This window comes from Pedobacter sp. Bi27, assembly GCF_918698255.1.
Classification (GTDB): domain Bacteria; phylum Bacteroidota; class Bacteroidia; order Sphingobacteriales; family Sphingobacteriaceae; genus Pedobacter.
The window spans coordinates 642,849-664,827 of the sequence record NZ_CAKKMW010000002.1; the positions used below are offsets into that span (position 1 = coordinate 642,849).

20 protein-coding genes are annotated in these 21,979 nt (G+C 39.6%); 6 read left to right on the plus strand and 14 right to left on the minus strand.

Annotation, left to right across the window (positions count from 1 at the left end; translation table 11 throughout):
- Window positions 1–41 precede the first annotated feature (41 nt).
- The 5 genes from hisS to LQ227_RS08205 form a co-directional block, all read right to left on the minus strand.
- Window positions 42–1,433 (minus strand): histidine--tRNA ligase, encoded by a 1,392-nt coding sequence (gene hisS, locus LQ227_RS08185; protein ID WP_230142589.1) that lies wholly within the window; start codon window positions 1,431–1,433, stop codon window positions 42–44.
- Between the two features lie 193 nt (window positions 1,434–1,626).
- Entirely contained in the window at window positions 1,627–2,241 is a 615-nt protein-coding gene (locus tag LQ227_RS08190; RefSeq protein WP_230148977.1) for a LytTR family DNA-binding domain-containing protein, read from the minus strand.
- Window positions 2,231–2,425, minus strand: a complete 195-nt coding sequence (locus tag LQ227_RS08195; RefSeq protein ID WP_230142595.1) for a hypothetical protein — start codon at window positions 2,423–2,425, stop codon at window positions 2,231–2,233. Before LQ227_RS08195 ends, LQ227_RS08190 begins: the two co-directional genes overlap by 11 nt.
- Before the next feature lie 231 nt (window positions 2,426–2,656).
- Window positions 2,657–3,007, minus strand: a complete 351-nt coding sequence (locus LQ227_RS08200) for a translation initiation factor (protein WP_230142598.1) — start codon at window positions 3,005–3,007, stop codon at window positions 2,657–2,659.
- Between the two features lie 129 nt (window positions 3,008–3,136).
- Window positions 3,137–4,018 carry a diacylglycerol kinase family protein gene (locus LQ227_RS08205; RefSeq protein ID WP_230142601.1) on the minus strand — a complete coding sequence of 294 codons (882 nt, stop codon included), beginning with the start codon at window positions 4,016–4,018 and terminating at the stop codon, window positions 3,137–3,139.
- A 225-nt stretch (window positions 4,019–4,243) separates the two neighbouring features.
- Between LQ227_RS08205 and metK the strand changes: the two genes are divergently transcribed.
- Window positions 4,244–5,494 (plus strand): methionine adenosyltransferase, encoded by a 1,251-nt coding sequence (gene metK / locus LQ227_RS08210; RefSeq protein ID WP_230142603.1) that lies wholly within the window; start codon window positions 4,244–4,246, stop codon window positions 5,492–5,494.
- A 557-nt stretch (window positions 5,495–6,051) separates the two neighbouring features.
- On the opposite strand, the gene LQ227_RS08215 is transcribed toward metK, so the two are convergent.
- From LQ227_RS08215 to LQ227_RS08235, 5 genes are all read right to left on the minus strand, one after another.
- On the minus strand, window positions 6,052–8,163 hold the full coding sequence (locus LQ227_RS08215) for a peptidase domain-containing ABC transporter (protein ID WP_230142605.1): 2,112 nt from the start codon (window positions 8,161–8,163) through the stop codon (window positions 6,052–6,054).
- Window positions 8,164–8,168: 5 nt separating this feature from the next.
- Window positions 8,169–9,329 (minus strand): HlyD family secretion protein, encoded by a 1,161-nt coding sequence (locus tag LQ227_RS08220; RefSeq protein WP_230148978.1) that lies wholly within the window; start codon window positions 9,327–9,329, stop codon window positions 8,169–8,171.
- A gap of 62 nt (window positions 9,330–9,391) precedes the next feature.
- Window positions 9,392–9,598, minus strand: coding sequence for a bacteriocin (locus LQ227_RS08225; protein ID WP_230142610.1), 207 nt, complete (start codon window positions 9,596–9,598; stop codon window positions 9,392–9,394).
- 308 nt (window positions 9,599–9,906) lie between these two features.
- Window positions 9,907–10,440 carry a biopolymer transporter ExbD gene (locus LQ227_RS08230; protein WP_230148979.1) on the minus strand — a complete coding sequence of 178 codons (534 nt, stop codon included), beginning with the start codon at window positions 10,438–10,440 and terminating at the stop codon, window positions 9,907–9,909.
- Between the two features lie 215 nt (window positions 10,441–10,655).
- On the minus strand, window positions 10,656–11,186 hold the full coding sequence (locus LQ227_RS08235) for a superoxide dismutase family protein (RefSeq protein ID WP_230148980.1): 531 nt from the start codon (window positions 11,184–11,186) through the stop codon (window positions 10,656–10,658).
- Window positions 11,187–11,304: 118 nt separating this feature from the next.
- Here LQ227_RS08235 and LQ227_RS08240 point away from each other — a divergent pair, with 118 nt between their 5' ends.
- Window positions 11,305–11,652, plus strand: a complete 348-nt coding sequence (locus LQ227_RS08240; protein WP_230142616.1) for a hypothetical protein — start codon at window positions 11,305–11,307, stop codon at window positions 11,650–11,652.
- A gap of 116 nt (window positions 11,653–11,768) precedes the next feature.
- The gene (locus LQ227_RS08245; protein WP_230148981.1) at window positions 11,769–12,620 is read left to right on the plus strand and encodes a DMT family transporter; all 852 of its coding nucleotides are present in this window, start codon (window positions 11,769–11,771) and stop codon (window positions 12,618–12,620) included.
- Here the strand turns inward: LQ227_RS08245 and LQ227_RS08250 are convergent, their stop codons facing one another.
- Entirely contained in the window at window positions 12,621–12,905 is a 285-nt protein-coding gene (locus LQ227_RS08250) for a putative quinol monooxygenase (RefSeq protein WP_230148982.1), read from the minus strand. It lies immediately after the preceding gene.
- Window positions 12,877–13,506, minus strand: coding sequence for an NAD(P)H-dependent oxidoreductase (locus tag LQ227_RS08255; protein ID WP_230148983.1), 630 nt, complete (start codon window positions 13,504–13,506; stop codon window positions 12,877–12,879). Before LQ227_RS08255 ends, LQ227_RS08250 begins: the two co-directional genes overlap by 29 nt.
- A 98-nt stretch (window positions 13,507–13,604) precedes the next feature.
- On the opposite strand from LQ227_RS08255, the gene LQ227_RS08260 reads away from it, so the two are divergent.
- Together LQ227_RS08260 and LQ227_RS08265 are read left to right on the plus strand one after the other, a co-directional pair.
- A complete protein-coding gene (locus LQ227_RS08260; RefSeq protein ID WP_230142622.1) occupies window positions 13,605–14,507 on the plus strand; it encodes a LysR family transcriptional regulator in 903 nt (300 codons plus the stop codon).
- 93 nt (window positions 14,508–14,600) lie between these two features.
- A complete protein-coding gene (locus LQ227_RS08265) occupies window positions 14,601–17,093 on the plus strand; it encodes a PAS domain S-box protein (RefSeq protein WP_230148984.1) in 2,493 nt (830 codons plus the stop codon).
- Between the two features lie 213 nt (window positions 17,094–17,306).
- Here LQ227_RS08265 and LQ227_RS08270 read toward each other — a convergent pair whose 3' ends face one another.
- Both LQ227_RS08270 and hutH read right to left on the minus strand, forming a co-directional pair.
- Window positions 17,307–19,313 carry a urocanate hydratase gene (locus LQ227_RS08270; protein WP_230142624.1) on the minus strand — a complete coding sequence of 669 codons (2,007 nt, stop codon included), beginning with the start codon at window positions 19,311–19,313 and terminating at the stop codon, window positions 17,307–17,309.
- An 18-nt stretch (window positions 19,314–19,331) separates the two neighbouring features.
- Complete coding sequence (hutH, locus tag LQ227_RS08275; protein ID WP_230148986.1) at window positions 19,332–20,867, minus strand: histidine ammonia-lyase; 1,536 nt, start codon at window positions 20,865–20,867, stop codon at window positions 19,332–19,334.
- 76 nt (window positions 20,868–20,943) lie between these two features.
- On the opposite strand from hutH, the gene LQ227_RS08280 reads away from it, so the two are divergent.
- On the plus strand, window positions 20,944–21,837 hold the full coding sequence (locus LQ227_RS08280; protein WP_230142627.1) for a LysR family transcriptional regulator: 894 nt from the start codon (window positions 20,944–20,946) through the stop codon (window positions 21,835–21,837).
- Window positions 21,838–21,979 lie beyond the last annotated feature (142 nt).

The window sequence follows — 21,979 nt, forward strand, 5'->3', positions numbered from 1 at the left end:
GGCGAAATCCTTCGCGTTCTTTGCGGTTAAAAATGCGAAAACTATTTCAACAACTCCAAAATACCCAAAACAGTCAGTTTCTTCTGCTTACCGCTTTGCATATTTTTTAGGGTAAGTTCTCCGCTTGCAATTTCATCACCACCGATTAAAATTACGTAAGGGATGTTCTTCGCATCGGCATAGGCCATTTGTTTTTTTAATTTCGCCGAACTTGGGTACAACTCTGCCGAGATCCCTGCATTTCTGAATTGTTGAACAATTGGCAAAGCATATTTTTCAGCTTCTTCATCAAAATTACTGATCAACACTTTGGTGCCAACCTCTGCTGAGGCAGGGAAAAGGTTAAGTTCTTCCAGTACATCATAAATGCGGTCGGCACCGAAAGAAACACCAACTCCGGTTAAATCTTTTAAACCGAACATACCGGTTAAGTCATCGTAACGGCCACCGCCACCAATACTGCCCATGGCTACTTCGTTGGTTTTAACTTCGAAAATGCAGCCGGTGTAGTAGTTTAAACCTCGCGCTAAAGTAATATCCAATTCCAGTTTAGCCGTTAACGGCAAACCATAAGAAATCAAACTTTCTACATATTCAAAAACCTGTTCAATTTCTGCAACACCTTTTAAACCTGTTTCTGATTGTGCCAAAACAGTTTTCAAACTAGCCAGCTTTTCTTCGTTGGTACCTTCCAACAAAATTACCGGACGAAGTTTTTCTAAATCCGATTCTGTAAAACCACGTTCCAACAATTCTTTACTTACGCCATCTAAACCAATTTTATCCAGTTTATCGATGGCTACGGTCATATCGATAATTAAATCTGGTTTACCGATAATCTCAGCAATACCCGATAAAATTTTTCTATTGTTAATTTTTATGCTGAAATCTTTCAAACCCAATTTGCTCAAAGCTTCATTGTAGATTAAAATAAATTCAGCTTCGTTCAATAAACTTTCAGATCCCACCACATCCACATCACACTGATAAAACTCACGGTACCTGCCTTTTTGCGGTCGGTCTGCACGCCAAACGGGTTGAACCTGAAAACGTTTAAAAGGCAAGGTGATCTCGTGCTGGTGCATTACTACGTAACGCGCAAACGGCACCGTTAAATCGTATCGAAGGGCTTTTTCTGAGATTAGCGGAATCAGTTTATTGCTATTATCTTCATCTGCAAAATCGAAAGATTTCTTTTTTGGATCTTTAAGAAATTCGCCACTGTTTAAAATTTTAAAAATCAGTTTATCGCCTTCATCACCATATTTCCCTGTCAAAGTCGAAAGGTTTTCGAAACTAGGCGTCTGGATTTCGGCGTAACCATATTTTCTGAAAACCGTTTTAATGGTATCGTAAATAAAGTTGCGTTTTACCATTTCAACCGGAGAAAAATCGCGGGTACCTTTTGCTAATGAGGGTTTAATAACTGACATAGCCGCAAAAGTACAAAAATGTAAGGTTTATTAACCACAGAGTTTTTAAAAGAAGGCAATGGATGTTATTATAAAACACAAAGATACCCAGAACACAAAGAAGTTTTTCTATTTTCAATAAACAAGTCACTAGAAGGCAAATCAATCAATTGTCTTGGTGTTCTTTGTGCCTTGGTGGTGATAGAATGAAAAATTACTTCCCCAACACCTCTTTCACCAATTCCCGATTTGGTTTCGATACCGGAATTTTATCACCAGTATCCATTAAAAGTGTTCCACCATCTTCCTTAAGCCAGCTTTTCACAAACTTCGGGTTAACCAAATGGCTTTGGTGTGCCCGTACAAAACCGTGGGGTTTTAGCAGATCGGAATATTCTTTTAATGACTTCGAAATCAGCAGCTGATCGCCGTTAATAAAAAAGAAGTTGGTATAGTTGTTATCCGCTTCGCACCTGATGATTTCTTCAATACCAACATACCTAATTTCATTCTGTTGAGGTAACGCTATCCTGGTAACTCCTTTAACGGTATCCTTTTTGTCGATTCTTTCTTCAATTGTAGGATTTTGATAAGCAAGCGGAGGTGCAAAGTTTATGGCTACTGTATTCGGAGCAGCGTTTGATGACGTGTTCCGGTTTTTTTTAATCAAAAAGTAGATCAGCATAAAAATGCCACCAAAAAACCCGAAAAAGACGAGGCCTGCTATCAAGAGCATTATTATTTCGGGTGCCCCTAGCATAGCAGCATAAGCTGCCTGTATGCCATACACAACAATAAAAGTTACCCCGAAAACTATCTTATTTTTCATTTTCTACCCGCTTAGATCTTTTGAATAAATATATACATAAGAAAACAAAGCCTATCATTACAGCTATTGAGATAAAGCCCACCATAATGAGGAGGATTATTTCGGGTCCACCAATAGTTGCAGCATGGACAATTTGCAGGCCTATAAAAATGATAAAAAAGAATAAAAATAATAATTGTTTCATGTTGATTGATTTAAATGGTTCAGCAAAACTAGTGACGCGTTATCCATTTAAAAATCAACATTGAGAATAAGTCGGTTTGCGATGAGGATTGATGGGTAGACTTTTAGTATTTTACGAGGGCTGTCATAGTCGAAGACCATTATACCGGGAGAATCAAAAAAAGATCCTTCGACTACGCTCAGGATGACACCTCTATTTTTGACTTATCCTTGAACCAAATAGTGTTGAATACTATCCTCCGGCTTTCTTTACTTTATAGCCATCTTTCTGCAAGATACCCATTACTTTATCGCGTACATCGCCCTGGATCATGATTTCGCCGTCTTTAACTGAGCCACCTACACCACATTTGGTTTTAAGCATTTTGCCCAATACTTCTAAATCTTCAGTACGCCCTCTAAAACCGGTAATTAAAGTTACCGCCTTACCACCACGGTTCTTTTTATCGAGCATTACCCTTAAATCCTGTTGATTGTTTGGCGAAGTAACGGTATCATCAACTTCTTCTTCGTATTCGAATTCTGGATTGGTAGAATACATAATTCCGCCAAGATCACTTAAACTATTTTTCTTTGGTTTCATGTTTTATAAAAGTTCATTGGTTCACTGGCCATTGGTTCATTAGTCAATAGTCCATGGTTGATAGTTTGATGGTTCATGGCCTAATCACCTTCAACCGCTACGCCAAACACTCAACGCTTAGCGCCACACTCAAGGAACAATTACTTTGAGCGAAAGTGGATTTACTACTGCGTGTATCTCTATCCCCATTTGTAAAGGCTCGCCATCTACATGCACTGCGCCAGCTTTTTCTCTGGTAATTTTAATGTTTTTGCCTTTAATAATTTCAATCATATCTGATGTTTCGGCCTTCCCCCTTAACATTACATAACCCAATAATGGCAATTTTATTATCGGGAAAGGTTTAATAATGCAAACATCGAGCAAGCCATCTTTTACCGAAGCGTTAGGTGCGATATAAACATCGTTGCCATACTGCGATGAATTGGCTATGCTAATGGCAAAAGCTTTTCTGGTATATTGAGCACCATCAATATTAATGAGATAAGTTTGGGCTTTATAGTTAAAAACCTCCTTAAAACCCAGCTTTACATAACCTGATAGGCCGCGTTTTTTATCTTTCGAAAAAACAGCGCTCAAATGGGCATCGAAGCCCATACCCGCCAGATTAAAAAAACATTTGTTATTAAACTCGGCAGTATCAATCTCATCAACCTTAAAATTATTGATCAGGGAAAGTGCATACCTTAAATTTTTCGATATTCTTAAAAACCGGGCGAGGCCGTTTCCTGATCCAAGCGGTAAAATTCCCAAAATCTTTTTGTGTTTTAATACTTTACTTGCTACCTCGTTAATGGTGCCATCGCCCCCTGCAGCAACAATTACATCGAAATTTTTAGTCGCAGCTTCATCTGCCAATTCGCCGGCATGACCAACATATTCGCTAAAAACAAAGTTTGGGCTAAACTTTTCCTTATCCAGATATTGATCAATAAAATCAGGGATACGTAATTTCCCTCGCCCACCGGAGATAGGGTTTATAATAAAGAGGATATTGATCTTTGTGTGCAAAGTGTAAGAATGAATGCACAAAATAATCTATAATTTTTGAAATAAAGAAAATATGCTAATTTTGCAGCAGTAAAAAAGTGGATTGATTTGCTATCCCGACACCTCGGGACCGGATTGCAACCACTTAAAAAAATTGCTAATGCCTCCTTTCAATCATTTAAACACCTGTTTCCAAGGGGTTTGGCAAGTATTAATTTGTTTATTTACCATTAATTTATTTAATAAATGTCATATTTATTTACATCAGAATCTGTTTCTGAAGGCCACCCAGATAAAATCGCCGATCAAATTTCGGATGCATTAATTGATAACTTCTTAGCATTCGATCCAGAATCAAAGGTTGCTTGCGAAACTTTGGTAACTACTGGTCAGGTTATTTTGGCTGGTGAGGTAAAATCTAAAACATATTTAGATGTACAACAGATTGCCCGCGATGTAATCAAGAAAATTGGTTACACCAAAAGCGAGTATATGTTTGAGGCCAACTCTTGCGGAATTTTATCAGCAATACACGAGCAATCTCAAGATATTAACCAAGGTGTAGATAGAAGCAACAAAGAAGAACAAGGTGCTGGCGATCAAGGTATGATGTTTGGTTACGCAACAAACGAAACCGAAGATTATATGCCTTTGGCATTAAACCTTTCTCATAAATTATTACAGGAACTTGCTGTTCTGCGCCGCGAAAATAACGAAATCTCATATTTACGCCCGGATGCAAAAAGCCAGGTTACTTTAGAGTACGACGATAACAATAAACCCGTGCGTATCGATGCGATTGTAATTTCTACACAACATGACGATTTTGATGAAGAGGCAACAATGTTGGCTAAAATCAAAACTGATTTAGTGAATATCCTGATCCCAAGAATTATCAAAAGTAATCCTGCATACGCACATTTATTTAATGATAAAATTGAATACCACATTAATCCGACCGGTAAATTTGTAATTGGTGGCCCGCATGGCGATACTGGTTTAACAGGAAGAAAAATCATTGTTGATACTTACGGTGGTAAAGGTGCACATGGTGGTGGTGCTTTCTCTGGTAAAGATCCAAGTAAAGTAGATAGAAGTGCGGCTTATGCTACACGCCATATCGCTAAAAATTTAGTGGCTGCTGGTGTGGCTGACGAAATTTTGGTTCAGGTATCGTACGCTATCGGTGTTGCAAAACCAATGGGTATTTACATCAATACTTACGGTACTGGTAAGGTGGGTAAAACGGATGGCGAAATTGCTAAAATTGTAGAATCGATTTTCGATATGCGTCCTTACTTTATTGAGCAACGTTTGAAATTAAGAAACCCAATTTATAGCGAAACTGCTGCTTATGGGCACATGGGCCGTACGCCAGAAACGGTTACCAAAACTTTCAGAACACCAAACGGTGAAGAAAAAACAGTTACGGTTGATCTTTTCACTTGGGAGAAATTAGATTACGTGGATCAGGTTAAAACTGCTTTCGGCATTTAATTCTTTAAATAAATTTATAGAAGAGGCGTTTTGCAGCATTGCAGAACGCCTTTTTTTGTGGTCTGCGCGTAACTTATGAAGTTTAGGGGGCTAGTGGGTAGGCAAAACTTCGTAAGTAGGCTGTGCTTGGCCGATTCCAATATTTGTGAGCCATCAAGCAACAGAAAAATTAATTGATACTTTTTTGAAAAGCAAGGTTCTGTGTACATTGGCTCCGAAAGCCCCGCCATCCGCTTTACCTCTCTGCGTTCGGTGCCCGCTTCTGTCAGGTTTATTTAACTTTGGCTGGTGGTTCTTAGGGAGATAATCCCCTAAGAAATAAATACACTGAAACTGTGCATACTTCCGGTAATAGTAGCAAGGGCCTAACCTACCTAAACCTGATTGAAATGAAAAGCCCGCAAGCCCGGTCCTTCACCGGGAGCGGACTTGTAATGAAAAGCAGGACTGACATTAAAAAGAGCTTCTGCAATTGCTTTCCAAAAAAATAACTCAAACTCCTCCTTGCTAGACTTACGAAGTCAGCCTGCGCTACAGTCTTGGTAGACTTCGTAAGTTTAGGCCAAATGGTATTTCAGTTCCTGATGGCTGCCCTGTTCAACCACTAAACCTTTATCGAGTACAATAATTTTATCGGCATTGTTCAACGTGCTCGATCGGTGCGTAATTACGATTACCGTTTTCTGTTCAGCTTTTAAAAGTTCGATCATCCGTTGTACATGTTGCTCCGAAACCGAATCGAGCGATGAAGTAGCTTCATCTAAAATCAGAATTTCCGGATCGCGGTATAAAGCCCTTGCAATGGCAATCCGCTGTCTTTGTCCGCCTGATAAAGATGTACCGTTTTCGCCCAAATAAGTCTGAAAGCCTTTAGGTAAAGCCTCAATAAAACCAATTAAACCCAGCTTAGTGGCAATATCAATAATCCTTTGCATATCGGGTTCTTCTTCGCCAATGGCAATATTGTCGATTACGTTACCAGCAAATAAATCGATCTGCTGAGGCACAACCGATACCATTCTACGAAGCGACGAATTGGTAATGTATTTCAGATCATATCTACCAATGCGCACATTGCCGGCCTGTATCGGATAAATATTCTGCAGGATCGACATTAAAGTTGATTTTCCTGATCCGCTCTCGCCAACAATGGCTGTAAATTTACCTTGTGGAATGGTTAAATTCAGATTTTCGAAAACGGGTAGTCTTGCCCCATAGCGGAATGAAACATTTTCGAAATGAATATCCCCGATTTTATCGGCACTCAGTTCAATCTGGTTCTCATCACTTTCACGCTCCAGATCCATAATCTCGAATAACCTGTCGGCAGCAATTACCGCATCCTGTACGGTTTTGTTCATTCCGATTAAAGAAGATACTGGGCCTGTAAAATAACCGATCAACGTATAAAACGACAATAACTCTCCAGGGGTGATCGAATTGCTTAACACATAACCTGCACCCACCCAAAGCAATACAATGGTAATCATGCGCGAAATAAACTCGGTAGAAGTTCCTGATACAACGGCATTTATATTCGATTTAAAACCTGCCTGGAGCAACTTAATAAAACGGGTTTCGGTTTTATCGTTGGCATGATCTTCTAAGCCGAAACGTTTAATGGTACCTACAGCGTTTAAGCTCTCTACCAACTGCGATTCGAGCTCGGCAGCATCTTCCATTAACCTCCGTTGCGTACGTTTGTTAAATTTATCGGTAATTACATAGATTATTAGGTATAACGGGATAACCGTAAGCGTGATGAGTGCCAATTTCCAGTAGTAGGTAAACATCATGATGAACGAGAAGAAAACAATAAAAATGTTGACTACAAAATTTACGCATACATCATTTAAAAATGTTCTGATTTTTACCGCATCATTAATCCTCGAAATAATTTCGCCCACCCGCATGGTATCAAAAAACTGCTGTGGCAAACGGAGCAGGTGTTTGTAGTAGCCTAAAATAAGCTGCGAATCGATTAACTGGCCAGTTTTTAAGGTAAAAATTGTTTTTGCAGAGCCAATAAACAGCTGTACCAAAAGAATAACCATCATGGCTATGCTCATCAGGTTTAGCAGATTATGGTTACCATCTACCAGCACAAAATCAACTAGTTTTTGAACAAAAATAGAGGTGGATAAACCCAGTACAGTATAAACAATAGCACCAAATAAAACTTGCGTCAGAATGCCTTTGTGCGGTTTGATCAAACTCCAAAATCTACCCTGGATTGATTTTTTTTCATTGCCGATCTGAAAGTCTTCTGATGGCAACAATAAGACTAAAGCACCAGTCCATTCCTTTTTGAATTCATCGTGCGTTTTACGGTGCACTTTCCCATCTATAGGGTCCATCACCTCTATAAACTTACTGTTTACTTTGTAAATCACTACATAATGCTGAAGGATATCATTCACAATGATATGTGCTATAGCGGGCGTAGGTATTTTAAATAAACTGTCAAAAGGTGCCTTTACTCCTTTCGCTTCAAATCCTAATTTTTGGGCCGCTTCAACAAGTCCTAAAACGGTTGTACCTTTTTTATCGGTTCCGGCAAGCTGCCTGATGCGGGCAACGGCCAAATCCAATTTATAATGAGCAGCAATTGAAGCCAGACAAGCCGCACCACAATCTGTTATATCTCGTTGCTTAACTTTTGTACTCATTGCTTCTATGTTTTTTGGATTAAATTCGGATTAACCCAATCATCTACCTTATCATAAAGTAATTGATATAAACTGCGGTCGGTTACTTTAAAACGAGCCGTAAAATTCATTCCTTTTTTGAGGTATCCTTTGTAACCGTTTTTAAGCATCAAAAAATTTTTATCCATTAAACACTTTACCTTAAAAGCAGGCTGGTTACCATTTAAGATCACAATATCGTCTGAAATATCGATCACTTTACCTACTGCCAAACCCCACTGGTTATAATTATAGGCATTGATCTGAAAATGCACTTCCTGTCCTTTTCTAATGAGGCCAATATCTGAAGGATTGATATAACAGTAGGCGGCCAAACCCGCATCGGGCGAAACCTCTCCTACTTTTTGGTTGGCAAATACGTATGCGCCATTCTGCAAACCGACTAAATTCTGAACTGAACCATCTATCGGCGCACGTAATACGTATTGTTTTTTCTGCTCATTAAGCTCTGCCTGCTGGCCCGAAAGTTGGCGCAGCTCATTCCGGTAACCATTGGCTTCGGTTTGCCATTGGGTTTTATATTTGGTACGCACCATTAAGTAAACCGATTCGGCCTGCTCTAGCTCGTATTTGTATTTTTCGTATTCTGATTGTGTAAGTACTTTATTCTGATAGAGCTTACTATAGCGCGCAAAATTGCTCGCGGCCTGTCTTTTTGCAATACCAGCATTTTTTGACTCCTGCACATATTGTTGCCAAGAAGCCACATATTGGCCGCTTTGCAAATTTGATGATCCCCCGTTAAATGATAACAGCGTGCTAATGTCCTGTAAAAAATGGGTGATCTGGTTTTTGCGGGTTTCAACCAAGGCATCCTGTTGTTTGGGTAAACCCGCATCAATGGCTAAGAGCGTATCGCCCTGCTTAAGTCTTTTATTATCCGAAAGTTTGTACTGTATTAACCGGCCATTAACCGGTACAATAAGTTCTGTTTTTTCGATGGTCGATTGTAAAACGCCTGTCCCATTTATACTAATAGGTATTTTAACAAATGGAAGGGCAATCAAAACAATTAAAATGGCTGCCACGGCAACGATATAAATTAACTGGCTTGATTTACTAATTTGGGAACGGTAAACGAGAGCGGTATTTGAAATTCTTTCTGTAGAGTAACTGGTTAGCGCCATAGTGTTGAAATCGTAAAGCATCCGCTATTCTGGAAACCAGGACAGCGGATACAATAAATTGCTTATAGACTCCAAACAAGTTTCAAAACATTGGTTACTGTTTTGCTTAAAAATGCTGAAGTGTCTGCACCAACTGCATTTAAAGTTCCTGAAAGAGAAGCTAAAAGTTCGTTTAATGTATTGTTAACAATACCACCACCTTCAACTTGTGACATTTCAGTTGTGTTCATTTCTTTAACACCAAGATTTTTTAATTCTAAACTTTTCATACTAGATTTTTTTTGAGTTTTAAGATCCCTACTCTTTTGAAGGCTTTTCGGGATGCGCCTGATGCTTGGCCAAACACTTCAACGAATGTAATAATATTAGCTATACCGATGTAGTATTAAACACCTAACAAAAACGTAACGACTCGTTAATAACCCCAAAAAAATGCCTCCATCACACAATAAACGCAATCACTACCAAAAAACTAGGGTATTAGTTTTCATATTCAATTTATTCATTAGCCTGAAACCGCCTTGCATTCTTTTTATTCGCTGATTTTTATTAGTCTGCTTTAAAAAAAACAGCTTGGTTAGATACCGTTCATTTTCATAAATGCTACCTCTTTTTCTGCAATATGATCATCGTCAATGGCATATGATTTAATATTGGCAATTTTCATCTCATCAATTACATCAACAAAATCCTGGAACTTGGCCGTTTTAGCCGGCTTAATAATGACGATCATGTATTTGGATGGGTTATGCTGATGGGTTTCAGTAACCAGTTTCTCATTTTTACTGATTTCTTTTTGAATGTTTGCCACAGGTATAACGTGCATATCTGCCTTTTCTATTGTGCCCATGTAACAAACGGCCTTGTTGTTTTTGCCGAGCAGGATGGTCATGGTACGTGATTCGGGATATGGTACAATATCAACACCCTCATCTTTAACTGGCTTAGCAATATCTGCTGCATTTAAGCTGCCCAAAGAAGTGGTGAGCATAAAAAATGCAGTTAATAAAAACATCAGATCAACCATTGCGGTGAGATCTACCCTTGGAGTTGTTTTTTTGGTTCTTCCTTTCGCAGCCTTGCCGCTTTGAGATTCGTTTAATGTTGCCATAATAATTTAGGTTTTTAATGATGATGACAAGCCCTATCAAATTGCATAAAAAAAGCGATTAAAAATTTAATCGCTTAAGAAAAATCGTCATTGCGAGGAGGAATCCCGAATGTTCGGGAAAGCAATCTTACAACTGTCGGTCTATGGCTACCGCATTAAGATTGCTTCGTCGGCCGAAAAAGCCTTCTCGCAATGACGATCATATTAATATAAAATTACTTCACCGCTTCAATTACCCCGCAACCTACCCGTGGCCCTGAGTTACCAGTTGGTTGTGTAGTATAATCGTCGGTACCACCATGCACAATAATTCCTCGACCGATAATATTTTTAATATCGCCATCCTTAATGCTCCATCTATCGGTAGTAACCGAAAGCGTGGCATGACCTTTATTATCTAACATGATGTTGCCAATGTCACCGCTGTGATAATTGGCAGATCCCCATTTGCCGTGAGCTTCTTTAGTTGGGTTCCAGTGGCCGTGTGTATTTTCGCCCATATTGCCACAATCGCCATGTTCGTGAAAGTGGACCGCAACATTACTGTCTGCACGTGCAGCAAAATTCATCTCGATGTCCATCTTAATTTTTCCATCGCTTAATTCGTAAAACTTTGCTGTTCCAATGGTTTTTGTATGATCAGCTGTTTCGGTCAAAGTGGCCTGGGCAATTTCTTTGTCGGTTTTGGCACAAGCACTGATAAGTGCTACGCCTGCAATAGCTAAGCTTAAAAGATATTTTTTCATTTGATAAAAATTAGTTTACATATGAAACAGATTGACAATCATTTAGTTTGCTTTAAAAAGAAGGATAGAAAAACCATTTCGAATGCCACTTGTTTAATCAGTATAAAATCGTATAACTATGGAACAGCCAATTGCAATGAACACTTTAAGTCAAATTTTGGAGAAATTGAGGCTGAAAGGAAAAGATAACGAGTTAAAAATTTCTGATCATGGTAAGATGCAAAGTAAATCGCTCGGAAAAATTTATAAACCCGAAGATTTAACCATTGTTAAAACTTATCGCTTTGAAGGAGACTCAGATCCTGCAGACAATTCCGTATTGTATCTGGTAGAAGATCAGGAAAAAAATATTGGGTATATATTAGATGCTTACGGCATCTACTCTGACAATGAAGGCCCGGCATTTGATGATTTCTTAAAGAAAATTCCAACCGAAAATAGAGATGAACAGGAACTTTTTTGTTAATAGCCTAAAAATTTAATTGGAAGGGAGAATTAGCGTAATCTGATTCTCCCTTTTTGTATTTTAAAATATTGGCAGGTTATAATTCCTTAATTTTGCGCCTCATTTACGAGAACCGGATGAAAAGCAAAATCAATATCCCACCCATACCAGCCGTTTTACTGTCTATTATCAGTGTGCAGTGTGGGGCGGCAATTGCAAAAGGGCTTTTCCCACAAATTGGTGCTGCTGCTACCGCATCGTTACGGATCGGTTTATCAGCGGTCATCTTATTAATCGCTTTTAGGCCAAACCTATTTAAACTAAATGCCAAACAATGGAAATATGTTACCTTATACGGTGTTTGTTTAGGCGTAATGAATATGGTTTTCTATATGGCTATAGCAAGAATTCCGATCGGTTTAGGCGTAACTTTAGAATTTGTTGGCCCCTTGGGCCTGGCTATTTTTGGATCTAAAAAACCTATAGATTTCCTTTGGGTAATACTGGCCGCAGTCGGCATTGCACTAATTGCCCCCTGGACCAGTACAGGACTAAATGTTGTGGGTGTACTGCTGGCACTTTCAGCAGGCATTTTTTGGGCAGCCTATATTATACTGGGTGGTAGGATCTCAAAAATAATGAAGGGCGGTGATGCTGTTGCCATTGGAATGTTATTCGCTACCATAGTCATCTTGCCATTTGGTATTTTTAGCGACGGTTTAAGTGGCCTTAATCCGAAATTATTGGGCTTAGGAGCAGCGCTTGCTCTACTATCAAGCGCCATCCCATTTACCCTCGAAATGAGAGCCCTTAAGCAGCTCCCTGCCCGGACTTTCAGTATTTTAATGAGCCTCGAACCCGCCATGGCTTCATTAGCTGCACTCGTTTTTTTACAAGAATACCTCACTTTAAAAGAGTGTTTTGCCGTGGCTTTCGTTGTTATTGCTTCTGCGGGTTCTTCGTTAACAGCCAGGCGTGCAAAACTGTAATCAGGCCAGTTTTTCTGTTTTATAAATTACAATACCATCCGTTAACATATCTGCTTTCGCTACAAAGGCTAAAATATAAGGCTGCTGATCGTGGAGATCCAAACCTGCCTGATCTTTCCATTCCTCTTGAAAAATAAAAGTATTATCAACTGCAGATTCATGCAGATCGTACTGAATGCAGGCTTCCTCTTTACGGGAATTTACAACCATATCCAACAGCATAGTTCTTAATGCCGCTGTGGTTTCTTTCTTACTTTTAACAATTGCTGTTAGATAAATGCTCATATATTGGTGTATTTAAAAAATTTTGGGTTAAATGTTCCTCGTGCAATTTAAGTGCACTTCTAATATCTGCATTCTTTTCTACATCGTGAAAATGGATGCCATCTATGCGTTCCATTCCGGTAAAAGCGTTCATTCTATGAAAACCAAACAATACGCCATCATCTACACTGGTTTCCATAAAAAATTCTTCAGGTAAGGTAAATGCTTCTTTTGGTGCGTTCCACGATGATGTTACCATGTACTTACGGCCATGCAACATCCCTCCGGTGCCGTAGTTTCTTGTCGGATTATCTGCTTTACGGCCATCACTTAAATAGATTCCTTTTTTATGCCCTTCGGTAAACACAACATCGATATATTGTTTAAACCCATACGGTAACTGAAACCACCAGATGGGTGTATGGTAAATTACAACATCTGCCCAAACATATTTTTCTACTTCCTCTTTCGGGTCGTAATCATGATTGATGTTAGTTGTTTTCACTTCGAAATCTGCCAATGAGGAAAAGAAACTGGCTGTAGCATCAGCTATTGTTTCGTTAAATCTGCCGCCTGAGTGACCAAATTTTTGTCCTCCGTTGATGATGAATATTTTTGTCATTTCGTTTTCTTTTTTGATAAGACAAAATTACAGCGCCTAAATCTATTATTAAAACAAGTTAATTCATAGCTTTGTATCAGAATTATAATAGCAAGATTATGGTTAATTTAGAATGGTACAGAAGTTTTAAGGCAATTTATAAAACAGGGACCTTAACCGGTGCGGCAGAGAACCTGTTTATTTCGCAGCCTGGGGTAAGTTTGCATTTAAGTTCTTTAGAAAGTTACGTCGGCTATAAGCTGTTCGAACGTACGGGCAGGAAGATGATCCCGACCGAAAAAGGGAAAGTGCTTTATAATTTCATTGTAGAGCCACTTACAAAACTTGAGGATGCTGAAAAACATTTTCAAAAAAGCACAGAGAAACATACACCAACCATTAGCGTAGGCATGTGTTTCGAAACTTTTCAGATTACGCTCGAACAATATATATCTACACTTCCGTTTAATGTGATTATCCGTTTTGGCGAATATCCTGAAATGTTAGACCAATTGGATAAAGGTATTTTAGACCTGATTATAACCCCACAAAAAGGCAATTCGGCCAATGTAGAACACGAGGCTTTCTCTTCGGAAACAATTGTTTTAGTGGGTGGAATAGAAACTGATGGGCAAACTTTTGATTCATTGGTTAAAAAGAAAGATTTAGCCGGAATGGAAGCCTGGTTAAAACAGCAAAAATGGTATGGAACAGCCGGTGATATGGAGCACCTTCTACGTTTCTGGCAGCTTAACTTTGGCAAGCATGCCGATTTTCGCCCTAATTACATTGTACCTAACCTCAATTCGATTGTGCGCTGCTTATCTGGAGGAAAAGGCCTGGCTATCATACCCGATTTTCTTTGCAAAAAAGAAGTTGAAGAAGGAAAAGTAAAAGTAATTTGGGAAGGCACCTCAAAACTGACAAACACTTTATATTTTGGTTGTAGGAAAAACACCCAGTATGCGTCAGAAATCCACATCATTAAAAAACTTTTTAAGGAGGTTATGGTTAGTATATAGTTTATATTGAAAATGATCAGGTTAGATCCCTGATTTAATTTTGCTTAGACAATAGATAAATAATTATTTCAGATAATACTTTAAGCTTCCATAATGAGTTATCCTAATCACCTCTTAAGTAGCGATCAATTATTAGAAGTTTTTAATTTGACCCATACGGCCACAGCTGTTCATGTTGGCGAAACGGCCATAATTCAGGCGGCAAATGATGCAATGCTCAGCATTTGGGGAAAAGACAGGAGCGTGATCGGAAAATCGCTGGAAGACGCCTTACCAGAGTTAAGGGGACAGCCTTTTATTGAGATGTTCAGGAAAGTTTGGTTAGAAGGCTTAGTTATCTCAGGAAAAGATACCGCAGCGGATTTGGTGATCGACGGTAAACTGCAAACATTTTATTTTGATTTTGAATACCGGGCGATAAAAAACGATGCGGGTAAAACCATCTGCATTTTACATACGGCAATTGATGTAAGCGAGCGGGTATTTAGACAGCAGGCTGTGGAACAGGCGCTTGAAAGAGAAGAGGCGTTACAACGCGAGCAAACTTTAAACGAAGAACTGGCGGCAACAGTAGAAGAACTTGCCACAACCAATGAAGAGCTTGTGGCCACCAATGAAGAACTCCAGGAAACACAAGAAACGCTGCACGTTTTAAACAACGAACTGGAATTAAGGGTTGTTGAGCGCTTTAACCAGCTTTCGGAAAGCGAAAAACGTTTTAGGACCATGGCAGAAGGAACCGATATTTTTATTGCTGTTGCTGATGAAAGTGGAAATGCCGTTTATTTTAATAAATCGTGGGTAAAACTCACGGGCCGATCGATGAAAGACCTGCTCGACTTTGGCTGGGCAGATTTAATTCATCCTGAAGACAGGGATAGGTATATAAATATTTACCTTTCGGCCCTTGCCGAAAAAAAACCTTTTACCGGCGAATTTAGAATACTCACCAAAAAAGGCGACTACAGATGGTTGCTGGCTAGCGGCCCTCCACGTTTTCATGCCGATGGCTCATTTGCTGGTTACATTAGCTCCTGCATTGACATTACAGAACGGAAGTTAATTGAAATAGAGCGACTTAATCTAAACAAACTTATAGAGGCGAGTTCAGAATTTATAGGCATTGCCGAATTGGACATGTCAATCCAATACCTAAATCCTGCCGCATTACAAAAACTAGGTTGGTCCGGCATTTCGAACAGAACAATCTTAGATTGTGTTTTTCCTGAGGATCGATTAATGGCGGAGAAAATTCTACCCGAGATTTTAAAGAATAATACCTTCAGACAGGAGATTCGATTCTGGAATGAAAAAACAGGACATCCTTTTTGGATTGAATGGAATGGCTTTGCCATTCGAAATGAAACCGATGAAATAGTTGCCATTGCTACGGTAAGTCCTGATATTACAGAGCGAAAACTTTATCAGGAAGAACTGCAAGGTATAAATATGGAAATGGCAGCAGCAAACGAAGAGCTGGCCACTACAAATGAAGAACTTGCTAAAACGCATGATGACCTGATCAAGTACACCAACAAACTATCAGACAGTGAGGAAAAACTCAGACAGGCGATAGAAACCGGCAGAATGGGTACTTGGAGCATAAATCCGAAAACACTTGAAGTTACCATGTCGAGCTTTGTTAAGGACCTGCTGGGCTTGCCTTTGGATAAACCTGCAGAAATGGATATGATTATGAAGGCCGTGAATCCGGATTACCATAACATGCTTTTTTCGGCGCTGGATAATGCCATGAAAAACCATTTACCTAGCGATATGGAATACCCGATTAACAATTTAAACAATGGTCAGGAAAAATGGGTTAGAGCAACCGGGCGTGTATTTTTAGATCAACAAGGAAACCCAACGGAGTATTCTGGCCTTTTCATCGATATTACGGAGCAAAAATTAGATGAGATTCGAAAAAACGACTTCATTGGAATGGTAAGTCACGAGTTAAAAACACCGCTAACTGCAATTAATGGTTTTGTGCAGGTCTTGCAGCGCAAAGCAAAAAAAGATGAAGATAATTATGCCACTATCGCTTTAGATAAGGCGCACAGCCAGATCAGGAAAATGACCGCCATGATTAATGGTTTCTTAAATGTATCCCGTTTAGAATCGGGCAAGCTGCTTATCGAAAAAACAAACTTTAGCTTAGATGAGCTGCTGAAAGAAACCATCGAAGAAACTTATGTGTCACAATCTTCGCATCAAATTATATTAAACCCAACATGCGAGGTCAACATCAATGCCGATCGGAATAAAATCGGGAATGTGCTTTCTAACCTCATCAGCAATGGTTTAAAATACTCAGACAATGGTACACGTATCGAGATTACCTGCAAATTGCACGATACTGAGGTTGAAATTCAGATTAAAGATGAGGGAATAGGTATAAAGCCGGAAGATATTGATAAACTTTTCGAACGTTATTACCGCGTGCAGGGTAACCATACCATTTCGGGCTTTGGAATCGGGCTTTACTTAAGCGCCGAAATTATTGAAAGACATGGCGGCCAGATATGGGCAGAAAGCGAAGAAGGTAAAGGTTCCGTTTTTCATTTTACTTTGCCATTGGGTTAATTAGCACAGCTTTTTACCGCAAAGATCACTAAGGTTTTCGCAAAGTGAGCTAAGTTTTTTCTGGAAAAATGGTCGTTACGGAATTTGCACGATCTATATTTTTTTGTCATTCTGAGTGAAACGAAGAATCTTTCTCTTCTGTATGTGCTGTTACATGAAAAGATTCTTCACTGCGTTCAGAATGACAAAAAGGCGGTTTTCTTTTATAAAACTTTAATCTATCTGTAATCCCTCCAAAACCTCATCATCAACCAAATTCGGCAGTGTAATTTTTAAAGTACCAGTCCGTTCCATTTCGCGTTCGATGGCAAAACGGGCTTCTTTATTTCGTGCCCAGCTTCTTCTGGCAATGCCGTTGTTTACATCATAAAAAAGCATGTTTTGTAGTTTTTCAGCAGCTTGTTCGCTTCCATCCAATACCATCCCGAAACCACCGTTTATTACTTCCCCCCAGCCAACGCCACCACCATTGTGGATCGAAACCCATGTGGCGCCCCTAAAACTATCGCCAATTACATTATGAATAGCCATATCTGCGGTAAACCTGCTTCCATCGTAAATATTGCTCGTCTCTCTAAATGGAGAATCCGTTCCGCTTACATCATGATGATCTCTCCCAAGAATAACTGGTGCCGATAATTGGCCGGTATTAATCGCTTCATTAAACCTCAGTGCAATCTTTGCTCTTCCTTCAGCATCTGCATATAAAATCCGGGCTTTTGAGCCTACTACAAGTTTATTTTCCTTTGCTGCACTGATCCAATTGATATTATCCTGCAATTGTTGTTGTATTTCTGCCGGGGCACCAAGTTTAATCTCCTCCATCACCTCTTTAGCCATTTGATCGGTTAAATCGAGATCCTTTTCGTTACCTGAGGCACAAACCCACCTAAATGGGCCAAAACCATAATCGAAACACAATGGACCTAAAATGTCTTCTACATAAGATGGATATTTAAAATCTACCCCATTTGAAGACATTACATCAGCACCCGCCCTACTGCACTCCAACAAAAAGGCATTCCCATAATCGAAAAAATAAGTTCCCTTAGCAGTATGTTTGTTAACACTGGCGGCATGCCTTTTTAACGAATCCTGAACATAGACTTTAAACCGATCAGCAGCATTGGCCATCATTTCATTTGCTTCAACAAAACTTAAACCTACCGGATAATAGCCTCCAGAATATGGATTATGTAATGAAGTTTGATCAGAACCAATGGCCACTTCAATATTTTCCTGATCAAACCGCTCCCAAACATCAACGATATTGCCAATGTATGCCAGAGATACCGTTTCTTTTCCCTTTTGGGCAAGTATTACACGGTTAACCAATTCACCTAAGTTATCGATAAGTTCATCTACCCAACCTTGTTGGTGCCTTTTGGTTGCAGCCTTAGGATTTACCTCTGCACACACCGTAATACAGCCCACAATATTGCCCGCCTTGGTTTGTGCGCCGCTCATACCACCTAATCCTGCAGTAAGAAAAACTTTACCTGCAGTATCCTTGCCATAAAAACCCTTTTTGCGGAAAGCATTCATTAAGGTAATGGCCGTACCATGAACAATGCCCTGGGGCCCTATATACATGTACGAACCTGCCGTCATCTGGCCATATTGAGTTACCCCTAAAGCGCTAAACTTTTCAAGATCCTCAGGTGAAGAATAATTGGGCACCATCATCCCATTGGTTACCACTACCCGAGGTGCAGCAGTACTTGATGGGAATAGGCCCTGTGGATGCCCGCTGTAAATATTCAGCGTCTGCTGATCGGTCATCGTAGCCAGGTATTGCATTGTTAAAAGATACTGTGCCCAATTTTGGAATACACTTCCATTTCCGCCATAAGTAATCAGTTCTTCAGGATGCTGTGCAATTGCCGGATCTAAATTATTCTGGATCATGAGCATAATTGCCGCAGCATGAACAGTACGGCAGGGATACGTCGTTATGTCTCTCGCATAAATAGTATAATCGGGCATAAAACGGTACATATAAATGTGTCTGTAGTTTTCCAGTTCAGCCAAAAATTCTTGCGCAAGCACCTGGTGCCATGCTTTTGGAAAATAACGCAAGGCATTTTTAATGCTCAGTTTTTTTTCATCTGCATTTAAAACATCCTTCCTTACAGGCGCATGGCTTAGTTCGGTATTTCTGTTTTTGTGTGCAGGCAATGTTGAAGGAATACCTGCCAGTATCTGTGCTTTAAAATCCATTTTTTACAATTTAAACGCTTAATCCAATGTTGATTCTGCCTCGTTTGCAATGGCAACAATTTCACCTTTTTGTACCATTCTAATGGCATTCTCCATCCTATCGTACATAATCTGATCTTCTTCAAAATGATCAATTTCGGTACGCACAAAATCGTGTACTGCAGCCAGTATTTTACCCGGTTTTAATGGATGATGGTAATCAATGGCCTGTGCGGCACAGAACAGCTCGATACCCAGGATTTTCTCTACGTTTTCGATCACCTGCAAGGCTTTACGTCCGCTGATTGAACCCATACTCACATGATCTTCCTGACCTAAAGACGTTGGAATACTATCGGCACTTGCCGGAAAACAAAGTCCTTTATTTTCGCTGGCCAAAGCAGCAGAGGTATATTGAACAATCATAAAACCCGAATTCAATCCGGTTTCTTTCATCAGGAGTTTAGGTACGCCTGGCGTATTTCCTTCCAGGGAAAGATAAATCCTCCGATCGCTGATGTTTCCGATTTCTGAAGCGGCTAAACAGGCATAATCGAGCGGTAAGGCCAGTGGCTGACCATGAAAATTACCACCGCTGATCGTTAAATCGTCATTAAATATTACAGGGTTATCGGTTACCGAATTCAGTTCAATTTCTAAAGCTTCTTTTAAATGCATCCATGCCGTTCTGGAAGCTCCATGTACCTGTGGGATACACCTTAACGAATATGGATCCTGTACCTTGGCGCAATCGGCATGCGATTTCATAATTTCAGAACCTTGCAACAGTTTACGTACTTGCCCGGCAACCGCAATATTTGCCGGATAAGGCCTAAGCTGATGAAGCTGTGCATGAAAAGGTTTTTCAGAGCCTTGTAACCCTTCGATCATCATCGCCGAAATGATATTGGCTGAAGCCAGCACATTTTCTAATCGCTGCACCACTTTAACGGCATGCGCAGCAATAAACTGGGTGCCATTAATGAGGGCCAAGCCTTCTTTTGGACCCAACTGCAACGGACTCATCTGATATTCTTCTAAAAGCTGAGCTGTAGCAATAATTTCACCTTTGTAATGAACTTTTCCTAAGCCAATTAAAGGCAAAAAGAGGTGAGACAAAGGAGCAAGATCACCGGAGGCGCCAACAGAGCCTTGTTTGGGCACTACCGGTATAGCACCGATTTCTAAAAACCAGATCATTCGATCGAGCGTTTCAATTTTAATACCTGAATATCCCTGCGCTAAAGCCTGTAGTTTTAAAACCAACATTAGTTTTGATATTTCACTATCTATCGGCTCTCCAACACCAACAGCATGACTTTTCAAAATATTCTCTTGTAATTTACGGGTATCAACCGCCGAAATCATGGAGGTACACAGTGGTCCGAAACCGGTATTAATGCCGTAAACGGCTTTACCTGAAACCGCTATCCGTTCAACTACCTTACTACTTTCCAGTACTTTATCGCGGGTATTCTGGCTCAATATTCCTTTTATTTCGCCATTGCTGATGGCCAAAGCCAGTTTAGCGGTTAAATGATCTGTTCCGTAATTAAAAATCTGTTGCTCGCTCATGTTAAAAAGGTTTTAAACAAAAATAAGCCCTATATTTGATACCTATAAATACCAATTACATCATCATGTAATAACCATGGGTTATCAGATAGAACTTAGGCACTTAAAATATTTTCAGGTTTTGGCCGAGGAACTGAAGTTTAGAAGGGCTGCAGATCGCCTTTTTATTTCTCAACCAGGTCTAAGCCGGCAGATTAAACAGATGGAGGAAATTTTTAACGCCCCATTGTTCGATCGCAATAAGAAAAAGGTGGAGCTTACCGAAGCAGGCCTGTACCTAAAAAATGAGGTAGATTTTCTGTTCAGCCATATCGAAAACATTAAAAAACAGATCAGCAATATTAATGAAGGCAAACAGGGCGAACTCCGTATTGGTTTTTTAGGCTCAGCAGCACAAAAAATCGTGCCCGAAGTTATATTTAAACTGAACAAAGATTTTCCGGAGATCAGAACCAATCTGGATGAAATGCCCAATAAGTTACAGATCGAACTATTGGAAAAAGACATGCTTGATATGGGTTTTGTGAGGATGCAACAGTTTAAACCCAGCATTTCTAAACACATGATCCATCAGGATACTTTTTCCCTGGTATTGCCTAAAAGCCATCCCATGAAAAAGGCATCATTTGAAGCGGTAAAAAAATTGGGCAATGAACCCTTTATATTTTTCTCGAGTGATGACAGTCCATTCTATTACGACCTAATGATGAGCATTTGCGAGGATCATGGCTTTAAACCCAAAACCTACCACAAATCAGTCAATGCGCTCACCATTTACAAACTGGTTGAAGAAGGTTTGGGCATTGCCATTGTACCCACCGCCCTACAATATGGCTATCAGGAAAACGTAAAGTTTGTAGAGCTTACCCATATTCCGCAAAGAACAGAACTTTACATGATCTGGAAAGAATCTAACCGGAACCCGGCACTAAAAAATGTAATCAAATTGTTGTTGCAGGATAGGGTTTAGGTTGTGACACTTATTTCAATGAGTTTTAGAGAAGAAAAAATTTTACATATACCGGGTCTAATACAGGCACTTTAATCAGATCCTTGATTTTATTTTGTACGCTAAAATTCTTAAATAAAGATTTCTCGACTTCACTGCGCTC